The 22,225-nt window shown below is 65.5% G+C and carries 18 protein-coding genes and 2 pseudogenes; 6 read left to right on the plus strand and 14 right to left on the minus strand.

Annotated elements, in window-relative coordinates; translation table 11 throughout:
• Nucleotides 1-75 precede the first annotated feature (75 nt).
• Nucleotides 76-1,158: a catalase family protein gene (locus tag FPV16_RS05720; RefSeq protein WP_227436915.1), complete on the plus strand. Its 1,083-nt coding sequence runs from the start codon at nt 76-78 to the stop codon at nt 1,156-1,158.
• Between the two features lie 143 nt (nt 1,159-1,301).
• Nucleotides 1,302-2,321, plus strand: coding sequence for a zinc-dependent alcohol dehydrogenase family protein (locus FPV16_RS05725; protein ID WP_227436917.1), 1,020 nt, complete (start codon nt 1,302-1,304; stop codon nt 2,319-2,321).
• Here FPV16_RS05725 and FPV16_RS05730 read toward each other — a convergent pair.
• On the minus strand, nt 2,240-2,665 hold the full coding sequence (locus tag FPV16_RS05730; RefSeq protein ID WP_227436919.1) for a hypothetical protein: 426 nt from the start codon (nt 2,663-2,665) through the stop codon (nt 2,240-2,242). The genes FPV16_RS05725 and FPV16_RS05730 overlap by 82 nt on opposite strands.
• A 96-nt stretch (nt 2,666-2,761) precedes the next feature.
• Between FPV16_RS05730 and FPV16_RS05735 the strand changes: the two are divergent.
• Nucleotides 2,762-3,202 (plus strand): annotated as a pseudogene (locus tag FPV16_RS05735) (DUF4113 domain-containing protein); the annotation flags it as partial.
• 179 nt (nt 3,203-3,381) lie between these two features.
• Here FPV16_RS05735 and FPV16_RS05740 read toward each other — a convergent pair.
• The 6 genes and pseudogenes from FPV16_RS05740 to FPV16_RS05765 all read right to left on the minus strand — a co-directional run bounded on the left by FPV16_RS05740 (nt 3,382) and on the right by FPV16_RS05765 (nt 10,192).
• The gene (locus tag FPV16_RS05740) at nt 3,382-4,488 is read right to left on the minus strand and encodes an FAD-binding domain-containing protein (protein WP_227436921.1); all 1,107 of its coding nucleotides are present in this window, start codon (nt 4,486-4,488) and stop codon (nt 3,382-3,384) included.
• 450 nt (nt 4,489-4,938) lie between these two features.
• Nucleotides 4,939-6,636 (minus strand): DUF927 domain-containing protein, encoded by a 1,698-nt coding sequence (locus FPV16_RS05745; RefSeq protein ID WP_227436923.1) that lies wholly within the window; start codon nt 6,634-6,636, stop codon nt 4,939-4,941.
• A gap of 184 nt (nt 6,637-6,820) precedes the next feature.
• Nucleotides 6,821-7,624, minus strand: coding sequence for a hypothetical protein (locus FPV16_RS05750; RefSeq protein WP_227436925.1), 804 nt, complete (start codon nt 7,622-7,624; stop codon nt 6,821-6,823).
• Between the two features lie 159 nt (nt 7,625-7,783).
• Nucleotides 7,784-8,158 (minus strand): helix-turn-helix transcriptional regulator, encoded by a 375-nt coding sequence (locus tag FPV16_RS05755; protein ID WP_227436927.1) that lies wholly within the window; start codon nt 8,156-8,158, stop codon nt 7,784-7,786.
• 119 nt (nt 8,159-8,277) lie between these two features.
• On the minus strand, nt 8,278-9,048 hold the full coding sequence (locus FPV16_RS05760; RefSeq protein WP_227436930.1) for a hypothetical protein: 771 nt from the start codon (nt 9,046-9,048) through the stop codon (nt 8,278-8,280).
• Nucleotides 9,026-10,192 (minus strand): annotated as a pseudogene (locus FPV16_RS05765) (tyrosine-type recombinase/integrase). Before FPV16_RS05765 ends, FPV16_RS05760 begins: the two are co-directional and overlap by 23 nt.
• A gap of 336 nt (nt 10,193-10,528) precedes the next feature.
• On the opposite strand from FPV16_RS05765, the gene FPV16_RS26375 reads away from it, so the two are divergent.
• Nucleotides 10,529-10,711, plus strand: coding sequence for a DUF6538 domain-containing protein (locus FPV16_RS26375; protein ID WP_413629201.1), 183 nt, complete (start codon nt 10,529-10,531; stop codon nt 10,709-10,711).
• A gap of 131 nt (nt 10,712-10,842) precedes the next feature.
• Nucleotides 10,843-11,289, plus strand: coding sequence for a hypothetical protein (locus FPV16_RS05770; protein ID WP_227436932.1), 447 nt, complete (start codon nt 10,843-10,845; stop codon nt 11,287-11,289).
• A gap of 267 nt (nt 11,290-11,556) precedes the next feature.
• Here FPV16_RS05770 and FPV16_RS05775 read toward each other — a convergent pair whose 3' ends face one another.
• The 7 genes from FPV16_RS05775 to FPV16_RS05805 form a co-directional block, all read right to left on the minus strand.
• Nucleotides 11,557-12,252 carry a response regulator gene (locus tag FPV16_RS05775; RefSeq protein ID WP_227436934.1) on the minus strand — a complete coding sequence of 232 codons (696 nt, stop codon included), beginning with the start codon at nt 12,250-12,252 and terminating at the stop codon, nt 11,557-11,559.
• Nucleotides 12,249-14,984 (minus strand): sensor histidine kinase, encoded by a 2,736-nt coding sequence (locus FPV16_RS05780; RefSeq protein WP_227436936.1) that lies wholly within the window; start codon nt 14,982-14,984, stop codon nt 12,249-12,251. Before FPV16_RS05780 ends, FPV16_RS05775 begins: the two co-directional genes overlap by 4 nt.
• A gap of 9 nt (nt 14,985-14,993) precedes the next feature.
• Nucleotides 14,994-15,599 (minus strand): K(+)-transporting ATPase subunit C, encoded by a 606-nt coding sequence (locus FPV16_RS05785; protein ID WP_227436938.1) that lies wholly within the window; start codon nt 15,597-15,599, stop codon nt 14,994-14,996.
• 31 nt (nt 15,600-15,630) lie between these two features.
• The gene (gene kdpB / locus FPV16_RS05790; RefSeq protein WP_227436939.1) at nt 15,631-17,724 is read right to left on the minus strand and encodes a potassium-transporting ATPase subunit KdpB; all 2,094 of its coding nucleotides are present in this window, start codon (nt 17,722-17,724) and stop codon (nt 15,631-15,633) included.
• Between the two features lie 63 nt (nt 17,725-17,787).
• Complete coding sequence (locus FPV16_RS05795; RefSeq protein WP_227436941.1) at nt 17,788-17,994, minus strand: hypothetical protein; 207 nt, start codon at nt 17,992-17,994, stop codon at nt 17,788-17,790.
• A gap of 13 nt (nt 17,995-18,007) precedes the next feature.
• Nucleotides 18,008-19,723: a potassium-transporting ATPase subunit KdpA gene (kdpA, locus tag FPV16_RS05800; RefSeq protein ID WP_227436944.1), complete on the minus strand. Its 1,716-nt coding sequence runs from the start codon at nt 19,721-19,723 to the stop codon at nt 18,008-18,010.
• A gap of 13 nt (nt 19,724-19,736) precedes the next feature.
• Complete coding sequence (locus FPV16_RS05805) at nt 19,737-19,841, minus strand: K(+)-transporting ATPase subunit F (RefSeq protein WP_227436946.1); 105 nt, start codon at nt 19,839-19,841, stop codon at nt 19,737-19,739.
• A 695-nt stretch (nt 19,842-20,536) separates the two neighbouring features.
• Between FPV16_RS05805 and FPV16_RS05810 the strand changes: the two genes are divergently transcribed.
• Complete coding sequence (locus FPV16_RS05810) at nt 20,537-22,174, plus strand: inorganic phosphate transporter (RefSeq protein ID WP_227436948.1); 1,638 nt, start codon at nt 20,537-20,539, stop codon at nt 22,172-22,174.
• Nucleotides 22,175-22,225: the final 51 nt, after the last annotated feature.

A 22,225-nucleotide genomic window follows, 5' to 3' on the forward strand; every position in this document is an offset into this window, starting at 1 on the left:
GCGTCGCGTCGGTGGCCGGACGCGAATCATTCGGCCCTTCCGCAACTCCATTCCTCATTTTCTGCGAGGCGGACAATGACCTACCTGCGATACGCACCCGACATCGAGAAGCCCGCCGCGGACGAGCAAGAAACGATTGACGGCATCATCAAGGGCATGACGCAGCAATCGGAGACGGTTGAGGCCCGCGAGCACCATGCGGTGCGCGCCAGCCACGCCAAGAGCTCGGCCTGCGTCACCGGCGAGTTGACGATTTCCGCCGGCCTACCGCCCGAACTGGCCCAAGGGCTGTTCGCCACGCCCGGCATTCATCCCGTGGCGGTTCGTTTCGCGCAGGGGCCAGGCGAGACTTTGGGTGACCGCGTATCGACCCACCGCGGCATGTCCATCAAGGTGTTCGACGTGCCCGGAGAGAAGCTGCCTGGCCATTCCTCCGACACCCAGGACTTTGTCCTCGCGACCGGGACCACCTTCCCCTCGGGCACGGCGGCCGGATTCCTGCGGGACGGCACAGTAATCGGCAAGTCGACGGGACTGCCGGAAGGGATCAAAAGCGCGGTCTCGTCGACCATGCGCAACCTCAACCAGGCGCTGCACGCCTTCGGCACCAACAGTGCGATGGCCGACTTCTTCGGCCATCCCTACAGCCATCCCCTGGCCGACAGTTACTTCAGCCAGGCGCCGGTCCGCTACGGCGACTACGTGGCCAAGCTCGGGGCCGTGCCCTCGTCCGAGAGCCAGCGCGCCCTCTCAGAATGGAGGCTCGATCCGAATCAGGACGAGAACGGCTTCCGCCATGCCACCGTCGCCTTCTTCCAGGAGCACGAGGTGGTGTTCGAGTTGAGGGCCCAACTCTGGGCGGACGCCGAGCAGCAGCCCATCGAGGACGCCTCGGTAGACTGGCCGGTGTCCGTCAGCCCCTACCGCACGGTGGCAACGCTGCGCCTGCCCCGTCAGGACGCCTACGCGCCGGACCGCGTTCGCTACTTCGACGAGGTGATGACCTTCCGTCCGGCCCACAGCCTCGCGGCGCACCGACCGCTCGGCTCCGTGATGCGCGCCCGGCTTCAGGTCTACCGCGCCCTGAGCGCCTTCCGTCATCGCGAGAACGGCGTGGCGGAGAAGGATACCGCTCGCATCGACCGAATCCCGGCCTAGGCCGAACGGACCTGCACGCTCGCCCGCTGGGGCGACCCGGCAACGGTCGTCGTCTTGGGACGGATCGTCGAGAGGCAACTCAGATCGCGGTCGTCGCGCGAACGGCCCGGCACACAACGTCATCGGGACTCAAAGAGGCGGACATGAAGCACTCGTTATCGCGCGCCGTCGTCGTCCAGCCCGGAGGCGGCTTCGACCGGGTTGGGTTCGGCGAACGGCCGGTCCCAGAGCCGGGACCCGGCGAGGTCACCGTTCGCCTGCGCGCCAGCTCGCTCAACTACCACGACTATGCCGTCGTCAGCGGCATGTGGGGCCCCTCGGAAGCTCGCGTGCCGATGTCCGATGGCGCGGGCGAGGTCGAGGCGGTGGGGCCGGGGACCAACGAGTTCGCGGTCGGCGACCGGGTGGTCAGCACCTTCTTCCCCACCTGGCTGGAGGGGGCGCCCGAGGTCGAGGGCTTTGCGACCGTGCCGGGCGACGGCGTGGACGGCTATGCCCGTGAACGCGTCACCGTGCCGGCGACCGCGTTCACACGGGCACCCGTCGGCTGGGATCACGCTGAGGCGGCGACCCTTACCACGGCGGCGGTAACCGCTTGGAGGGCCCTGCACGCCGATGCCGGACTGAAGGGGGGCGACGTGGTGCTGGTGCAAGGCACCGGCGGCGTCTCGCTGTTCGCCCTGCAGTTTGCGAAGGCCGCCGGCGCAACGGTGATCGCGACCTCTTCGAGCGGTGCGAAACTCGAACGCTTGCGCGTGCTCGGGGCCGACCATGTCGTCAACCACCGGCAGGATGCGGCCTGGGGCGAGACGGCGCGGCAGCTGACGGGAGGCCGCGGCGTCGATCACGTCCTCGACGTCGGCGGACCGGCGACGCTGGAACAGTCGATGGCGGCCGTGCGGGTCGGGGGCCACGTCTCCGTCATCGGCATCCTCACAGGAGTTGAGGGACTGCTTCCGCTGGTGCCTGCGCTGGTCCGCCAGATCCGGCTGCAGGGCGTGCTCGTAGGCAGCCGGCGCCACCAGATCGAGATGATCCGCGCCATCGACGCCAGCGATCTGAGGCCGGTCGTGGACCGCTGTTATCCCCTCGAAGGCTTGGTCGAAGCTTTCCAGCACCAGGAGAGCAATCGGCACTTTGGCAAGATCTGCATCGAAATCTGATGCGGCAGCGGACGCCTCGGCATGGCCAGCGCCGCCTCGACGTAGCGCCAGCGGGCGGAGACAGCCCAGCCGCTACCCAATGCGAGTTTGGAGGCCAACAATGCGACGGCGAGCGCCACCTGTATCGCCGCCACGAGTAAGATCGTGCCGAAGACCCGGCTGAACAGCACAATCAGCACGCCTGGAAACCTGGGCGCAAACACCGAGCCGGATAAGAGGCGGCACCAAAGGTGGTACTGTGACGCGATAAGCAGGAGGACGGCGTCGCCGGCCTTCAACGCGAGAGGCCACAACACCTGGGCGATTACGTACTGGCTGGGCAGATTGAAGATCAGGTGGAACATGCTCTCATGTCGGCGATGGTGGACCGTTGACGTGGTGTCCATCTGCCATCCGGATTGACCCAGGCCATATCACCGGCCGCGCTTCGAGGGACGCTTCGGACTACGCTCGGCACGGACCACGTGACGGTATCCTTCCATATCTCGGAACATGGCACCGGCAACCCGCAGCGATCCGTTTCGACCGTTGTCACCCTACCCGAAACGACGTCGGATACCCTGGTGCTGATCAAGGCAGCGACGGCGGGCGTGCGGCGGATCTGGAAGGCGGGCTATCGATACTTGAAGGCAGGGGTCATCACCGTCGCTCTTGTGCCCCTGACAGCCTCACAGCGGGCGCTGTTCGACGGTCTCGACCGCGAGCGGGGTTCGGCGCTAATGGACGCTCTTGACGCGTGCAACCGCCGCTGTGGGCGAGGGGCGGTGGTACTCGGCACGGCCGGCTTCGGGCCGCAGCGAACGTGGTCCACGAGATTCGATATGCGCTCGCCGCGCTACACAACCCGGCTCGCCGACATCCCAGTCGTCGGTGCCGCGTAGGCCAAGGAGAGCGGTCGTGGCCTCACGGTCTTCTGGCGGCGACTGACTGGAAAGCCTGCTGGCTCCCAGCGTCGCTGGTAAGCATCAGGGACACGGTGAATGGTTGTGATGACCTCTCGCCCACGACCGCAGACAAAGGCAAGCTCGGCGAGCAGTCCCACCAATCGATCTGCAGATCCTCATATGAGTTGGGGGATGGCTTTCCTTAGCCGAGAATAGCCGCGATTCGACAACGGCCAAGCTGCCTTGTCCCAGGCCCGGCGAAGGCGCAGGCACCCCTGTGGCAGCACCATCGCCGATGGTCCGACCGGGGCCCATGCGGTCACAACCGGCAGGCTATCCGCCCAACCGCTATCAGCGTGGCCAGCCGGGCATCCGAAATGGGCTGCGGCACGAGCCAACACTTCCGCCATCGCAGCCTCATCCAGAGCCCTAACTAAGTCGGACGCGCCGTCCGAATGGGCAACGAGGCCGCCGATGCGCACGACCCGCGCGGCGCCGAGGGGCAGGCTTTCCGGGTGCAAATCGTCGAGGTGCAGGAGAAGTGCGACCTCACCGTCAGGCACCGCGTCGGCCGGCGGCAACGGTATTTCTCGGGGCGGCATCGGCTCGTCGAGGGCGTCGGGGTACTCATCGAGGCCGACCGCATCGAAACGTCCATCAGTGTAGCGCCGGATATTCTCGGCGCGGGCAACGTAGTGCTTGCCCCGAGTGTGCAGGCCGGCGACCCAGCGCCAGGAGAGCGTATTGCTGGCTGGATCGCCATCGACGAGGTGGCGCATGAAGAACTCGGCACCGAGGGCCCAGGGCAGGCGAAGGGTGAAGATCCAAATCGAGGCGAACCACATGCGTGCGTGGTTGTGGAGCCAGCGGGTTTCGACGAGTTCGCTCGCCCAGGCGTCAAAGCAATCGATCCCGCTCCGCCCCTCTACCGCCGCCTCGTAGGTCCGCCGCAGGCCAGGCTCGACAGCGAGCCGCTCATGGCCCTTGGCGGCCAGCGCCAGGTAGCTTGTCCAGGCGGCGGGATGGGTTTCCATGTGACCCTTGAAGTAGGTCCGCCAGAACACCTCGCTGACAAACTTCGCGGCCCCCTCATCACCGAAGGTACCGATGGCCGCAGCGACGACCTCGGCCTCGGTGATAAGGCGCCGGCGCAGGTAGGGCGATAGGGCGGAGGTCGTCGAACGGGCCTCGGGTCCAAGGTCGAAGTTGCGGGAGCCGGCATACTCAGCCCCTCCATCCCTGAGGAAGGCAGCGAGGCGCTCGAGCCCGGCGGCGCGGGTCATGGGGAAAATGCGATCCATAACCGAGAGCTAGCGCGCGGCGGGGAGAAGCCGATGCGACCGATTTTCGAGGATTAAGGACCATCGGTATTAAAACGATACCCATAAGAGCGTCACAGGCGGCCTAGGCCGGCCATCTCAGCCAAAGGCGAGGCTGCCCGCCGAAGGGGGCTCTCGACGCCTGAAGCCGCCTCCAGCGGCGAGGGAAAGGGGGCGCCCCGTAGGAGGGTCTCCGATATACGCGTCGTGGATTTTGGGTGGGGGCCTATCGTTACCGCGCCCCCGATTTCCGCTTGCCTGCATCTTGGTAAGCCCGCCGGCTTTTCCAACGTCCAAGGTCCGCGCCAACTTCAATGCGAATGGCCTTGAGGACTGTCCGCCCGCCGCCGTATGAAACAGGAAGGCCCCCGGCACTGAATGTAAGATCAGCGCCGGGAGCCTTCCTATTTGAACTTAGGCGCGGTCGAGATCGGTGAAGCCACCCGGCAAATAGATGCTGATCGAGTGCTGGCGGGTCCCGTCAGGCCAAGTCACTTGGCGCTGTGCCCAAAGGTTTGAACGGCCGTTGGTCCGCTCCCGCACGTGATCGAGGAACCCTTCGGTATCGAGCCACTCCAGCACCCGACGGGTCCGCAACTTCGATGGGAACCAGTCTGCGAAGACCTGGGCACGAACGACGATTGCATGCCCAGCGTTCTTAGGCGACCGAAAGCCGTCGGTACTCCTCATCAGCCGCAACTGTTTGCCCGTGCACGCTTCCGTATCCACGACAGAGGCGCCCGCAAGCTTGACTTTCATGACCCCCAAATCACGCTTCAGCTCGGCCATCGGATCAGGCAGCTCGGCCAGAGCTGCTCGGCAAGCGCGGATGATTGCTTGCCCGAACTTAAGCTTATCCAACGGCAGCACCCCCGCTTTGATAGCGAGGTATCCACCTGCGTAGAGAACGCCGAACTTGGCCACGATGTCGCGCTTCACGGGAGACATGTCCGCCTGCACAACCGCCGCCTCGAAGCGTGCCACAAGGATACCAACCCATTCTTGGACGAATTCAGGCCGAGCAGTGATCCATTCGACGTGCGCTTTGAAGGCAAAGCCTCGCTGATTCGGTAGCACTTCGCGCAACTGCTTGAACTGCTCCTGCTCCCACGATGCGCGGTCGGTTGCTGCGAGGGTTTTCGGTGCCCTGTCGAAAATCGTCCGGCACCCATTGAAGAGCACCGGAACCCCGATAAGCCGAGCCGTTTCACCCTCGTCGCGGCTTTCGCCCTTGCGAGCTGCCCACGCGTCGGGTGAATGCTCGGAAGACATCAGCGGCAGCACTTGGAAGGTCGCGGCCTCCCCGCCACTGCTACCGGTCCAGCTAGGGTGACGGATGGTGTCCTGCCCGTTCCCGAACGAATAGGTCACGTCGCGAAGGGCATCGTAAACATTGCACTTTCCGCCTCGCGCTGTGCCAACCTCGTTGATCGGCAGCGCATGGTCGTTGAATGCCACGGCAATTGCCATCAGCCCGGCGGGTGTAGCGTTCAGGCTTGGGAGGTCCTCCTCCTGTCCGTAGCCAAGGGCCGATGCACCAGCGAGTTGCGCCGTTGACTTCCCGGATCGGCTCGGGCCGTACAGGACCAAGGCGAAGTTGGGACGTCGCGCTATCTTGAGGATTGGCCCGGCGAATACGGCAGCCAGTGCGAGCATCATCGCCGTCGAGTACTGTGCGATCAGCATCAGCATGCGCCACTCGACGAGGTCACCGCGATCCTGCATGTGACCGGTGCTACCGGCAAAAGCTCCGCTCGGCGGCACAACGACGTCACCGTTTTCGCGCCCCGACACAACGGTACGGTGCGTGACAAAGGTTTTCGCATCGCGCCAGCCGTTGCGCGCGGCACGACGGACGATGGGAGCCTCGCAAGCGATGGCGGTGGTGATGATACCCTGACGCTCGTTGGTCGGGGGCAATCGCGCCCCGCACCGCAGGAGGTGGCGGATGACTGCCCCGACACTTTGGTCTTCACGCGGGACAGTGGCAGTGACAAGAGGGACAGCGATACCCGGCGACTCGTAGACGTCGTACCAAGCCTGTTCGCCCTCGTCGTAAAGCTGATTGATTTTGCGGATGCCCGCGGTGGTCGTGGGGTTGTCGGTTAACATGATGGGTCCTTCGATCTGGTGGTCGGACTGGTTTTTGCTGGTGCTTGGTCAGCTCACGCACGGGATGCACGGGATGCACGGGCTTTTCGCTGACAGGGTGGGGTAGGCGCCGGGCACGCCGGGGAGCACGGCGCCTTGGTCAGGGCGGACGAGGGTTGCAGTTCCCCCTCCTGCCTAGTCGCCCCTAGGGCCCGTCTCTCGCCCAGTTGAAGCCACCCAGAGCCCGCTCGACGGCATCGGCATCGATTCCGCACCCGATGACCCGGCCAGCCAAGCCGAGCTGATGCTCAACCATGGCCAGCTCATCGGCCTGAATTGCTCGGAGCCCGCGACGCTTGGTGTTGGTGCTGGGACCACCGCCGGCGTCTTGTCGGGACTGGTTCAGTTCGGTCACTCGACGGATGCGGTCGGGCTTGAGCGCGTAGCGCTCGGCCTCATCGCTGGCATCGATGGGATCAAACTTGACCGGCCGCTTCACCCACGGGGACGGCGGGAACGCATCTCGGAAGGGCGCCTGCTGAGCCGGGGAGAACCAATCGACCGCGACACCGTGCGGGTGCACGCACCAGTGCGGCGGGGGGCCCTTGCCGGTCAGATCTTCGTTAAAGGAGATGTCGAGGCTGAAGATGCTGGGGGTGATGCCGCTGGCCACAGCGACCGCCCCAACCTCAGCGAGGACCCGCCGGCAAACGGTCACATCGAGCTCACCCGACAGGACGCATCCGAAGCTGGGCACTACCGTGATCATGGTCATCCGGCCGCGCAGTGCGCGTGCGGGCTCGCGAACGTATTGGTCAGCTAGGTCCAGGGCAGCGAGTTGGAGACGACCGCCGCACTCGCTGCAGGCTCCGCTCAGGCAGGGATCGCCTTCGGTGCAGGCAACGAGGGACGCCGCCAGTTGGCGCTGGGCGCCGCTGCCGTGCTCCAGTCGACCGATCAGTCGCCGTCGGTTCTGGCGCCGAGCCGTAAGGTAGGAGGGTTCAGGCATGCGGGATCCTTGGCAAAAGCTGCCCTGCCGGCCGGGAGGCCGGTTGCTGTGTTGCGGGGTGATTTTCGGGGGGAGTGAGGTGGAGCTGCTGGCGGTCTTCGTGACGCCCGCGTGCTCGATGTTGCCTGTGATTTCAGCTTTACGTGGTGGTGAGGCGGATCACTCCGCCGCCACCTTGGTGGCCTCGCGGGCCGCGCGCTCGTAGTCGAGGATGTCCTGAACGCTGAACCGCATCGCTCGCGGGCCGATGCGGACAGGCATCGGCAACTGGTTCTTCTTCTGCTTCAACCAGGAGTGCATCGTGCTGTTGCTGATTTGCAGCCTCGCCTGCACCTGCTTGTAGGTGGCGTAGCCCTCGGCCGGGAACGCAATGGGCTCGGGCTTGGACTTCGGCTTCACCGACTTGTGCGGGGCGGAGCCCGCCTTCACGGTCTTCAACGGTGCCGTCGCGACCTTCGGCGGCTCGTAAACAACGTAGCCGTTGGGTAAGAAACCTTGGGGCTTGGGGTTTTCGGGCTTGGCGTTGTGATCCATCGGACCCTCCAGCTTATTGGACAGGGTCGGACATCAATCACCGCACATGGCGGTTTGCGAGCGAATCCTAGGACACGATTGAGCATGATTTTGATGGCTCATTGTGTCTTCGTTCAGCGTTATAAGCGCTCCTTGCCCTCGCCGCGCCCTTCTGCTTGTTCCTTATCCCACGCGAACCACGCCCTCAGGCCCGTTTTGATTGGAGGTAACTCCAACGTAGGATCAATGGCTTGCATTGCCGCTTGAACAAACAAGGCATCGAGGGAGGCAAACTCGTTTTTTCCGACTGTAAACTTGCTGTTTGCACCACGTTTCGTTTCCCCATAACTGCGCAAGAAAGGTTTGTTTGTAAGCCGCTCTCGAACACTGACGATGCCGCCGCAAGCATTGCGTATTGATGCTTGCGTTCGTTTTGATGCTTTGCGACTGACGAGTAGATCGATACTCGTTTGAATGTCTTTTGCCGCAAGTAAGGCATCATTGAATGATCGCGGGGATAATGGCCGCTTAAGTATCTCACTGACTATTTTGCCGCTAAGCCCTCTTCGGGCAATGGGCGAGAGGCTTTCCATCCCTTGGACCAGGGCATCTGCATGTGCTTTGAGCTTGCCAAGCTCAGCTTTGATGGAGCCGGCAGTTGCCCTGTCATCATGCTCCTTTTCAGACCAATAGCGAGCCGATGCATGACATAAACCTTGCAGGGTTAGCTGTCGATTATCTCGCCATTTATCCTGGGTAGCCGCAGAGTTTTCATAGCTGACAAAACCTCGAAGAACAAAGTAAGCCCGGCGCGTGCTCGCCTTTTCCGCGGCCCTATCGCGAAAGAGCTTGATGCCCAAATTCGGCTGTAGCTCAGGGAACGCATTGCTAAGCTGTTTTTTGTTGGTCATGAGAAATCGTAGCGCCAGCTATGTATGCCGCCCAAGCTTCCATCATCTCGCGCCGCTTAGCCAGCAGATCACCTCGCCGGTAGGCCGCCTCGACCCGGTTCTCCACGGCATGGGCGAGTGCCATCTCAGCGACCTCGCGAGGCAGGTTCGTTGCCTCAGCTGCCCAGTCGCGAAATGACGACCGGAAACCATGGGCCGTAATCGGCACTGCCATCCGGCGTAGCGCCATTAGAAAAACCATGTTCGATAGCGGCTTGGTGCCCGAACGACCCGGGAAGATGAGGGCACTGCCGCTGCCCAGGGCTTTCGACCGTGCCAGCACCTCAACCGCCCGACTGCTGAGTGGAACCCGGTGCTCGCGTCCCGCTTTCATGCGGGTTGCCGGCACCGTCCACAGTGCCTCGCCGTCGTTGACCTCGGACCACGCAGCACCGAGCACCTCACTGGTCCGAGCCGCCGTCAGAATCAAAAACTCGAAGGCAAGTCGGGCGATCTCCCCCTGCTCGCTCGACTCTCACAAGCGCGCAACAAAGGCGGGGACCTCAGCGTAGGGCAGCGCCGCGTGATGCTCTTCCCGCTCGCCTTGCTTCGGCAGTCCTCGGCTAACCCCGTCAATCGGATTGTCGCCGCCGCGATACCCGGCAGCCTTGGCCCAATCGAGCACGGTGCCAATCCGCTGGCGTACGCGGCGAGCCGTCTCAGGCTTCGTCAGCCAGATCGGCGACAGGGCGCGAAGCACATCGGGTGTTTCGACCTGATCCACTCGTCGGCTACCGAAAAACGGGTTGGCGTAGGTTACGAGCGTGGTCTTCCATTGCGCCGCGTGTTTCGCGTTGTTCCACGAGGGCTTGTTGTCCTCGAAGACCCGTACGACCGCTTCGGCAAAGGTTGGGATCGTCTCGACAGGCTTGCGCCGTTCGGCGAGGGGGTCGCCGCCGTCCCGAGCCGTTTTGCGATAAGCGAACGCCTTTTCGCGGGCTTCGGCCAGCGTGACAAGGCTGGCCCCGCCTAATCCGATGTCGCGCCGGGTGCCATGGATAACGATGCGCAGAAGCCATCGCTTCGAACCTGATGGCTCGACAACAAGGTAGAGGCCATGGCCATCTGCATACCTGCCGGGAGCTTTAAGCGCCCGAACCTGCACGGCGGTGAGCGCCCTGTCAGGATGGCGGCCTTTTCGCTTTCCTGTAGTGTCCGTCGAACTCATGGCGCCCACATTTTCACCCACACTTTATGTGGGCTGCAGGCGGATTACAATGGACAAGCTCGCATAAGGTACCTAAGCTAAACCATTGTTATGACGTAGACTTTCGAATGATTTTGGCTAGCGCTGAACATCAGTGGGGCTGACGCTCCCTCCGCCATCAACCTGTAAATCACTGTCGATAAACGGTTTCTAGCTTTCGATCCCAACCCGCGTGCTGACACTGTGTCACCGTGGCCCTGGGGAGCGAAGCTTAAGGTGCGACCTGCCGAGTCTGTGCATCGTCGCCGGGGTCGCTGGTACGTCCGCCTGCGGGTTCCCGCCTATCTCGTCGCCACGGTCGGTCAGCAGCACCTTGTCAGAGCACTCGACACTTCCAGCGAAGCGGTAGCGCGCGAGCGACGCTGGATCGCGCTGTTAATCTCTTTCCGGGTGGCGTCATCGACAACGACCTCGTGATCATCCACGAGCGACGAACTGATGCCCTTCGTAAGCAAGCCTTAACGCTGAGCGGGCATTTTCTCAGACTTGATCGATCAGCCGTTCGGACCAATGGGGTCCGCCCAGGTTCGATGGGAGTCGGACGACCCATGCCTCGCATGCTCGAGCTGTTACGCTGGAAGCTTCAGCTGCTTTTTGCCTGGACGCCAACACGTACTGTAGCGCTGAACCTCATCTTAGGAGTTTACGCCTTTGCAGGATGGGGAGCTTTCGCAAACAAGGCTTCGATCAACCGTGAACTCACTGATCGGGTCAACCTCCTGCAAACGGATAAAGACAGATTGGTAGACCACCAAAAAGAGCTGGAGCAGGCAAACCTCGACCTTTTGCGTGAATGGCAAGCCAAACTCGCCTCTGCCCGAGAGGAACTCAGCCAGACTGCGGCTGCCCGTGACGCAGCCAAGGGTCAGCTTGCCAGCTCCCAACGCGCGGTTGTGGCTTCGAGGAAACGCGTCGAGCAGGCTCGGGAACGGGTATCGGAAACAGGCAGCATCAAGTCCGCGGAGCCGCCGAAAAGGGCTGCGGGTAAGCAGTAGAGCCACTTGGCAGCGCTCTGAACCGCCGTGGGTTTACCGTAGGCCATTTAGTTTGGGGCAATCGACTATTCGCGGGTAACGAACTCAACAGCTTCGAAGCTCCGCCATGGACCACGCCAGTAGATCTCGACCATCATTGCCGCGTCCGAGCGAGCCCGAGCCGGCAACCTGCCGGGATCGACAAATCGTGCAGCATGCGGTTCGCTTCGTCATGGCCCCATCCTCACAAGAGTGGGAGCCTCCGGGAAACCCGGTGCGGTTCAGGGGTCAGGCGCGGGCCTCGTCGTCCGGGGCCCGCAGCCGGTAGCCCACGCCGGTCTCTGTGAGCAGGATGCTCGGACGCTCCGGGTCGGCCTCCAGCTTGAGGCGAAGCTGGCGCATGTAGACGCGCAGGTACTGAGGGTCCGACGAAGTCGAGACCTCGCTCATCAGTTGGGCATGGGTCAGGGCCTTGCCGGCATGCTGGATCAGGACGCGCAGGAAGTCGTACTCGCGCGGGGTCAGTTTCACGTCCGCGCCGCGCACCCGGACGAGGCGGCGCACGAGGTCGACGCTGAGGCCGTCGACCTCGAACAGGGCGCGCTCGCCCTGGACGGCGAGTTGGTGGCGCAGGGCCGCGCGAATGCGGGCCAGGAGCTCACCCATGCCGAAGGGCTTCGTGACGTAGTCGTCGGCACCGAGGTCGAGGGCTTCGACCTTGCCGGCCTCGTCGTCGCGGCTCGACAGGACCACCACGGGCAAATCGCGAAATTCCTTGCGGATGGTGCGGAGCAGGTCGTGCCCGCGCATGTCCGGCAGGCCGAGGTCGAGAATGATCAGGTCGACCGTCTCACGCGAGAGGATATCGAGGGCGGTCCGTCCGTTGGGCGCCTCGAAGGTCTCGTAGCCCTGGGTCGCCAGGCCCACGCGCAGGAGCTTGCGGATCGGCGGCTCGTCGTCGATGACGAGGATGTTGATGCTCATGCCGCAAGATCCGAGTGAACCTGTCCCGCCGGGGGGACGGGCAGGAGAATGGTGAAGACGGCACCCAGGCGGTCGCGGCGGTTGCCCGCCGTCAGTGTGCCGCCCATGGCCTCGACGAAGCCGCGGGCGATGGCGAGACCGAGGCCGGTCCCGGCCCGGACGCTGTCGGACTTGCGGACCCGGTAGAACTTGTCGAACACCCGCTCGACGTCGGCCTCGGGCAGCCCATCGCCCTCGTCGACGACCTGTATCCGGACCCGCCCTTGTTCGGCTACGCCCCTGACCGTGACGGTCGAACCTTCGGGTGCGTACTTGGCAGCATTGTCGAGGAGATTGACCAGCACCTGCTCGAACAGGACCGGATCGAGGCGCAGGGCCGGCAGGGTGGGCGGGAGGTCGAGGCGTACCCGGTGCCCAGCGAGGATCGGCCCCAGGCGACGGAGCGCGGTATCGACGCTCTCGCCGACGTCCTGCGGGGTCAGGCTCGCCGCGACCGCTCCCGCCTCCAGCCGGGTCATGTCGAGGAGGTTGACGATGAAGCGGTTCAGCCGCTCGGATTCCTCGATGATGGTGGCGAGGAGGTCCTTCTTGGCCTCGGCGGCCAAGGCTTCGTTGAGGTCGCGCAGGGTCGTTGCCGCCCCGAGCACCGAGGACAGGGGCGTGCGCAGGTCGTGTGAGATCGAGGTGAGCAGGGCCTGGCGCAGGCGGTCGGTCTCGGCAGCGCGTTCGGCCCGGTCGAGGTCCTCGACCAGCCGGACCCGCTCGATGGCGAGCGCCGCCATGTCGGCGAGCGCATCGAACAGGCGGCGGTTCTCGGGCGAGAGGATCGGTCCGGTGGCGTCGGTATCGAGGCCGATCACCCCGACAATGCCGCGCCCCGTGCGCATCGGCAGGAACAACCGCCTGGCGCCGGGCAGGGTGTCGGCGCCGCGACCGGCGGGCCGTTCGTTGTCGAAGGCCCACTTGGCCGCCCCGAGATCGGCCGCATCGAGGGTATCCTCTGGGGGAAAGCCGGCGCGGACCGAGACGGTCCCCTGCTCCGGCAGCAGAACGACCACCCGGACCTTCAGCATGGCAGCGACCTGCGCCGAGGTCGCCCAGAGCACGTCGTCGAGGGTGGCACATCCGGCGAGCTTGCGGCTGAAGCCGTAGAGCCGCTCCGTCGCCCTGGCACGGCCATGCGAAACCATGGCCTCCCGGCGGGAGCGCGAGGCGAGGTTGGAGACCACCACCGCCACCACCGTGAACAGGAGGAAGGCGGCAATGTTGGTCGGGTCCGCGATGGAGAGGGTGTAGACCGGGGGCAGGAAGAAGAAATTGTAGGAGAGCGAGGCCGCCAGGACGGCGACGAGGGACGGCCCGAGGCCGGATCGCACGGCGACGGCCACGATGGCGGTTAGCAGGATCAGGTCGGCATTCTCCACGCCGAGGTAAGGCTCGACGAGGAGGGCGAGCGCGAGAGCCGTTCCCGTGGCTAGGACGCCGACGATATAGGGAAGGATCTCGAACGGTGACCGATCGGGGGCCGTGGCGACCGTCTTCGGCGGGACCGGGTCGGCCTTGGCCGCCTCGCCGGCGATGACGTGGATGCTGATGTTGCCGGAACGCCGGACGATGTCGTGCACCACCGAGCCGTTGAGAAGCTCGAACAGCGGGGACCGGTCGGCCTTGCCGAGGATGATGTGATTGACGTTGGTCGCGCGGGCATAGGCGAGGATGTCGTCGGCGACGCGTCGGCCGCCCGGCAGGGTCACGGCGTCGCCGCCGAGGCGGTCGGCGAGACGCAGAATGTCGGCGATGCGGTCGCGGGCGGCCTCGTCGAGGGAGAGGCTGCGGGGGCCTTCGACCGTGATGGCGGTCCAAGGGGCGTGCAGCCGGTCGGCGAGGCGCTTGGCATGGCGCACGAGCCCAGCGGAACGTGGATCCTCGCTGACGCAGACCAGCACCCGCTCGCCCGCACCCCAGGGCCCCGCGATGGCGTTGGCCCGCATGTGGCTGAGAAGCTCGTCGTCGACGCGGTCGGCGGTGCGGCGCAGGGCGAGTTCTCGCAGGGCGGTCAGGTTGCCGCGCGAAAAGTAATGCTTGAGGGCGCGCTCGGCGTTGCCCTTCACGTAGACCTTGCCGTCCCTCAGGCGCTGGATCAGATCGTCGGGGTTGAGATCGACCACCTCGATGTCGTCGGCCCGGTCGAGGATGCCGTCGGGCACGGTCTCGCGCACCCGGATGCGGGTGATCTGCGCGACGACGTCGTTCAGGCTCTCGACGTGCTGGATGTTGAGGGTGGTGTAGACGTCGATGCCGGCGTCGAGCAGTTCCTCCACGTCCTGGTAGCGCTTCGGATGGCGGGAGCCCGGCGCGTTGGTGTGGGCGAGTTCGTCCACGAGGGCGAGCGCCGGCTGGCGCACGAGGAGCGCGTCGAGATCCATCTCCTCCAGAATTGCACCGTGATACCCGACCGCACGGCGCTCCACGACCTCAAAGCCCTCCGTCAGGGCTTCGGTCTCGGCGCGCCCGTGCGTCTCGACCAGGCCGACGACTACGTCCGCCCCTGCCTTGAGCCGGGCTCGGCCGACGGTGAGCATCTCGTAGGTCTTGCCGACCCCTGGGGCCGCCCCGAGGAAGATCTTGAGGCGGCCGCGACCACCCTCCTCGCGCCGTGCCGCCTGGAGCAGCGCGTCAGGCGAGGGACGGTCGGGATCGTGGCTCGCGGTCGTCGTGGTCAGGATGCTCATCCGGCGATGTTACTTCGAATCCAAGTCGTCCAGGGCGAGGTTGAGGGCGAGCACGTTCACCCGAGGTTCGCCGAGGATGCCGAGCAGGCGACCCTGGACCTGGGAGTCGACGAGGGAACGAACCTGATCCTCGGAGAGGTGACGCGCCTTGGCGATTCGGGGCACCTGGAACAGGGCGGTATCGGGAGAGACGTCCGGATCGAGACCCGAGCCGCTGGTGGTGACGAGGTCGACCGGGACGGGCTTGCCGGGGTTTTCGGCCTGCCGGGCTGCGACGTCCGCCTTCACCCGTTCGGCAAGGGAGGCGCTGGTCGGACCGAGGTTGGAGCCCGAGGAATTGGCCGCGTTGTAGGGCGACGGGACGGTCTTCGTGGCATCCGTCGGGTCGGCGGCACTCGTGGCTGACGGGCGACCCTGGAAGTAGCGCTCGCTGGTGAAGGATTGCCCGATCAGGCCGGAGCCGACGACCTTGCCGTCGCGCTCGATCAGGCTGCCGGCGGCCTCGGCGGGGAAGATCGCCCCCGCAATGCCGGTCATCGCCAGGGGGTAGGCGAGCCCGGTGATGGCCGTCAGCGCGATCAGCAGCACGAGGGCGGGGCGAAGCTGGTTCAACATGTCAGGCTCCTATGTGGCGGTTCGGGGCGGCTCAGACGAGGTGCAGGGCGGTGATGGCCAGATCGATGGCCTTGATGCCCACGAAGGGCACCAGGATGCCGCCGAGGCCGTAGATCAGGAGGTTGCGGCGCAGGAGAGCGCCGGCCCCGACCGCCCGGTAGGACACGCCCTTCAGCGCCAGCGGGATCAGCACGACGATGATCAGCGCGTTGAAAATGATCGCTGAAAGGATCGCGCTCTCGGGCGAGGCGAGGCCCATGACGTTGAGGGCCTGGAGCTGGGGGTAGAGCACCAGGAACATCGCCGGGAGAACCGCGAAATACTTGGCCACGTCGTTGGCGATGGAGAAGGTGGTCAGCGCGCCGCGGGTCATCAGCAACTGCTTGCCGATGCCGACGATCTCGATGAGCTTGGTCGGGTCGCTGTCGAGGTCGACCATGTTGCCGGCCTCGCGCGCCGCCACCGTACCGGTGTTCATGGCGACCCCCACATCGGCCTGGGCCAGCGCCGGAGCGTCGTTGGTGCCGTCGCCGCACATGGCGACGAGCTTGCCTTGCGCCTGCTCCTTGCGGATCAGCGCGAGCTTGTCCTCCGGCGTGGCCTGGGCGAGGAAATCGTCGACGCCGGCCTCGGCCGCAATGGCGGCGGCGGTCATCGGGTTGTCGCCGGTGATCATCACCGTGCGGATACCCATCTGGCGGAGTTCCACGAAGCGCTCCCGGATGCCGCCCTTCACGATGTCCTTCAGGTAGACCACACCGAGCAACTGCCCATCGCGGGAGACCGCCAGCGGCGTGCCGCCGGCCTTGGCCACGTCCTCGGCGATGGCCTGGATCTCGCGCACGGTCTCGCTGGCGACGCCCGGGCTGTACGCGAGCGCCGCGTTCGAGCCGCGCGTGGCCATCGGCTGCTGGCCCACCGAGGCGATGATCGAATCCACGGCGCCCTTGCGGATGGACGAGCCGTCGAGGTCGACGCCACTCATCCGGGTCTGGGCCGTGAACGGCACAAAGGTAGCGTTCAGGCTCGCCATATCGCGGGCCCGGATGCCGTACTTCTCCTTGGCCAGAACCACGATGGAGCGCCCCTCGGGGGTCTCGTCCGCCAGCGAGGCCAACTGGGCGGCATCGGCGAGGTCCTGCTCGGTGATACCCCTCACCGGGCGGAACTCTGTGGCCTGGCGGTTGCCGAGGGTAATCGTGCCGGTCTTGTCCAGCAGCAGGGTGTCGACGTCCCCGGCGGCCTCGACGGCACGACCTGACATGGCCAGCACGTTGAAGCGCACCAGCCTGTCCATGCCGGCGATGCCGATGGCCGACAGCAGCGCGCCGATGGTGGTCGGGATCAGGGTGACGAACAGGGCAACGAGGACGATGAGCGGGATCGATCCCCCTGCGTAGGAGGCGAAGCTCGGGATGCTCGCCACCGCGAAGACGAAGATGATGGTGAGGCCGGCGAGGAGGATGTTGAGCGCGATCTCGTTCGGGGTCTTCTGACGCGACGCCCCCTCCACCAGGGCGATCATCCGGTCGACGAAGGTCGAGCCGGCGGCGGCCGTGATGCGCACGCGGATCTCGTCGGACAACACCTGCGTGCCGCCGGTCACCGCCGAGCGGTCGCCGCCGGACTCGCGGATGACGGGGGCGGATTCACCCGTAATGGCGGCCTCGTTGACCGAGGCGACGCCGAGGATGACCTCGCCGTCGGACGGGATGATGTCGCCGGCCTCGACCAGCACCACGTCGCCGACCTTCAGGTCGTTTCCGGAGATGGTTTCGTAGTCGCGACCGGCCCCCTTCAGACGCTTGGCCATGGTCTCGGTGCGGGTGCGCCGAAGGCTGTCGGCCTGGGCCTTGCCGCGGCCCTCGGCGATGGCCTCGGCAAAGTTGGCGAACAGCACCGTGAACCACAGCCAGAGGATGATCTGGCCGGAAAAGGCGAGGTTGGCGCCGCCGGTGAGGACGTCACGGATGAACAGGACGGTGGTGAGCGCGGCGACGACCTCGACCACGAACATGACCGGGTTCTTAATCATCTTGCGCGGGTCGAGCTTGGTCAAGGCGCCGACAAGCGCCGGCCCGACGAGGGCGGCACTGAACAGGCGAGTGGAGTTTGGGCGGGCCATTGCGGGTGTCCGATTGGGAGACGTCTCGGGGGGGCGGCGCGATTCCGCGCCGTCGAGTGGGGTTCAAGGCGCGAGCGCACCGCCGAGGAGGGCGGCCCCTGCCACCAGGCCGAGGGCGCCGAGCATGGTCAGGCCGAGCAGGGCGAGGAGGACGTCCGAGAGCCGGACGTCCTTCCGGTCGCGCCCGATCCGGCTCCAGGGCTGGGACCGCGGCCGGTGCCGGGCCAGGGCGCGCCGCATGGCGGCGCGTCTTTGCGTGGGGAGGGGCATGGCGTGCTGCATCTCAGCCCCCCGCCGGATAAGTCTGGCCGAGGCCGCCGGCGAGGTGCTCGACGATGGGTCCCAGCGCCAGGGCCGGGAAGAAGGTCAGGCCGCCGACGATGAGGATCACGCCGACGAGCAGGCCGACGAACAGGCCGCCATGGGTCGGGAAGGTCCCGGCCGAAGCCGGCACGGTCTTCTTCGCGGCGAGCGACCCCGCGATGGCGAGAGCCGGGACGATGACGAAGAACCGGCCGAACAGCATGCCGAGGCCGAGCGTCGTGTTGTAGAACGCCGTGTTCGCCGTGAGCCCGCCAAAGGCCGAGCCGTTGTTCGCCGCCGCCGAGGTGAAGGCGTAGAGGATCTCCGAAAACCCGTGCGGGCCGGCATTGGCTGGGCCTGCAAGGCCCGCCGCAACCACCGTGGCGAGCGCCGTGAAGCCGAGCATCATCAGCGGCAGGCACAGGATGGCGAGCATCGCCATCTTGACCTCGCGGCCCTCGATCTTCTTGCCGAGGTATTCCGGCGTGCGCCCGACCATGAGGCCGGCCACGAAGATCGTCACGATGACGAAGACGAGGATGCCGTAGAGGCCCGCGCCGACGCCGCCGACGATGATCTCGCCGAGCTGCATGTTGATCATCGGGATCATGCCGCCGAGCGCGGTGAAGCTGTCGTGCATCCCGTTGACGGCGCCGCAGGAGGCCGCTGTGGTCACCGCCGCGAACAGGGCGGACGCGACGATGCCGAAGCGGACTTCCTTGCCCTCCATGTTGCCGCCGGTCAGCCCTAAGGCGTTGAGGACGGGGCTGCCCGCGCTTTCGGCCCAGTAGACGACCGCGGTCCCGGCCAAGAAGAGCACGCCCATGGCGGACAGGATCGCCCAGCCCTGGCGCTCGTCGCCGACCATGCGGCCGAAGACGTTGGTCATCGCGGCACCGATGGCGAAGATCGAGACCATCTGGACGAAGTTCGACAGGGCGGTCGGGTTCTCGAACGGGTGCGCGGCATTGACGTTGAAGAAACCGCCGCCGTTGGTGCCGAGCATCTTGATCGCCACCTGGCTCGCCACCGGGCCGACCGCAAGGGTCTGCTTGGCGCCTTCCAGGGTGGTCACCTCGACGGCACCACCCAACGTCTGCGGGATGCCCTGCCAGACGTAGAACAGCGTCAGCCCCATGCAGCACGGCAGCAGCACGTAGAGGGTGGTGCGGGTGAGATCGACCCAGAACGAGCCCACGGTGTTGGCGGAGGCGCGGCTGAAGCCCCGCACCAGAGCAACGGCGAGCGCGATGCCGGTGGCCGCCGAGAGGAAGTTCTGGTGCGTCAAGCCCAGCATCTGCGTCAGGTACGACATCGTCGTCTCGCCGCCGTAGGATTGCCAGTTCGTGTTGGTGACGAAGCTCGTCGATGTGTTGAAGGCCAGATCCGGCGCGACCGCCGACTGCCCGTCCGGGTTGAACGGCAAGACCGCCTGGAATCGCAGCAGAGCGTACAGGGCGAGGAAGCCCATCACGTGGAAGGCGAGCATGGACAGGGCGTAGGCCAGCCAGCGCTGCTCCTGGGCGGCGTTGATGCCGGCGACGCGGTAGAGCCCGCGCTCCACGGGTGCGAGCACGGGGGACAGGAAGGTTCGCTCGCCCGTGAAGACGCGGGTCATGTAGCCGCCGAGAGGACGAGCGAGCGCGAGGACGACCGCGCAGAACAGCGCGATCTGGATCCAGCCGTTGATGGTCATGAGAGGTGTTCCTTCAGAACCGCTCGGGGCGGACGAGGGCGTAGGTGAGGTATCCGAGCAGCCCCAGGGTCACGAGGGCGCCAAGCGTCAGGTCGAGGGTCATGGAGGTGAGGGGCATGGGCGTGCCTCAGAGGCGTTCGCAGAGGACGGCGTAGCCGGCGGCTAGGCCGAAGAAGGCGAGCCCCGTCGCGATGAAGACAATGTCGAGCATGGTCGGTCCGTTTCGGTTCGGGGGCCGATGCATGACCGGTCTCGCCCGTGTCCTATGTGGACGCGAACCGCATTAGGGTTCGAGACGGAAGCGAGGCCAATTATATAAGTATTGTATTAGGATCGCAGCGGTCGCTGCTTGGCCCTGGAACGGCGTTCCTTCAATCCGCGGACATGGCTAGGCGGAAGGCAAGACGGAAATCGCCCCCCCTGGGGCAGCCTGCCTCGGCAGCCTGGGAGCAACCGGTCTTCCACGTCGAACGGTCGGCCTGGACGATGCCATTGCCTCCGAGGTGATGGCCATGGAAGGCGGTCCCGCATCCCCGGCACCGGGAGCGCAGACGCTTCAGGACGCCCGAGGATGAGAAATAACCCATGCCACTGGGTCTATCGGACGGGACAGGCCATGCCGATCCTTGGATGAGCTGAATGGTGAGGTCGCTTGCCTATCGCAAGTGAAGGCCCAGGCGAAAAGCTGGCGTTTTACGTTTGAGCTAGCTGTCTTAATCCGCGCTGGCCAACGTATTTTGAATGCGTGTCACAGGACTGTTATGTCCCCGACCTACTGGCAGGCTCACTGATCCCTAGGGTCCTGAGGCCATCATGTCCGATGCCGTTGCTGCTCCGACTGGCTTGCCAAAGAGCGCCATTGCGCCCGCCGCAGGGCCAAAGCTCGATCACGGCATTCATCCGGGCGGGGTCATCGCGTTCCTGCTCGTCCTGGTCGCCGGATTGGCCTACGCGCTTTACAGCCTCGTGACCGACATGAATGCGGTGGGCCAGTCGCCCCTCGCCATCGGTGCCTTCGTGCTGCTCGGCCTGGCCCTGCTCATCGCTCTGGCCTTCGAGTTCGTGAACGGGTTCCACGACACCGCCAACGCCGTGGCCACCGTGATCTACACCCACTCGATGCCGCCCCTCGTCGCGGTGATCTGGTCCGGCGCCTTCAACTTCCTTGGTGTGATGCTGTCCTCCGGCGCGGTCGCCTATGCCATCGTCACCCTGCTGCCGGTGGAACTGATCCTGCAGGTCGGGTCCTCGGCCGGTTACGCCATGATCTTCGCGCTGCTCATCGCCGCGATCCTCTGGAACCTCGGCACCTGGGCTTTCGGCCTGCCGAACTCGTCGTCCCATGCCCTGATCGGATCGGTCATCGGCGTCGGTCTCGCCAACCAGCTCATGGCCCCCGAGGGACAGGCCACATCAGGCGTTGACTGGGCGCAGGCTCTGGGCGTGTTCAAGGCTTTGCTGTTCAGCCCCGTCATCGGCTTCATCGCCGCCGCCCTGCTTTTGCTGGCCCTCAAGTTCATGGTGCGCCGGAAGGACCTCTACGAGGCCCCCAAGGGCGAAACTCCGCCGCCTTTGTGGATCCGCAGCCTTCTGATCCTGACCTGCACCCTCGTGTCGTTCTTCCACGGCGGCAATGACGGGCAGAAGGGCATGGGCCTGATCATGCTCATCCTCATCGGCGCGGCTCCCACTGCCTATGCCCTCAATCGCACGATGTCGGACGACACCACACCGGCCTTCATCCAGACGTCCCAGAATGCCAGCACGGTGTTCGCCAGCCATGCCGGGAACGCGCCGAAGCCCGATGCCGCAGAGGCCCGCAAGCAGGTCTCGGAAGCCTTGAAGACCAAGGATCTCAACCGACCTGCCGTCTACGGGGCGCTCGCCGCGCTCTCGACCGACATCGCCGACAGCGTGAAGGGCTACGGCGCCATCAAGCAGGTGCCGGCGGCGGCGACGTCGAACCTGCGCAACGACATGTATCTCGCCGCCGACGCGATCCGGCTTCTGCCGAAGAACGGCGCGACATTCTCTGAGGCCGAGGCCGGCACCCTGAAGGCCTATACCGGCCTCCTCAACGACGGGACCCGCTACATTCCCACCTGGGTGAAGGTCTGCGTCGCCCTGGCCCTCGGCCTCGGCACCATGGTCGGCTGGAAGCGCATCGTCGTCACCGTGGGCGAGAAGATCGGCAAGACCCATCTCACCTACGCGCAGGGCGCGTCCGCCGAGATGGTGGCCGCCGGCACCATCGGCCTCGCCGAACTCTACGGCCTGCCGGTCTCGACCACCCACATCCTGTCGAGCGGCGTCGCCGGCACGATGGCGGCCAACGGCTCGGGCCTACAGATGTCCACCGTGCGCAACATGGCGCTGGCCTGGGTGCTGACGCTGCCCGCCGCCATCACCTTGGCGGGCGTCCTCTTCTTCATCCTGCGGCACGTGTTCTAAGCTCGACTTCGGCCGATTGCGGGGGCGTTCGATCGGGGTGCGGTGACGAAG

The organism is Methylobacterium sp. W2, assembly GCF_020662345.1.
Taxonomy (GTDB): Bacteria; Pseudomonadota; Alphaproteobacteria; order Rhizobiales; family Beijerinckiaceae; genus Methylobacterium.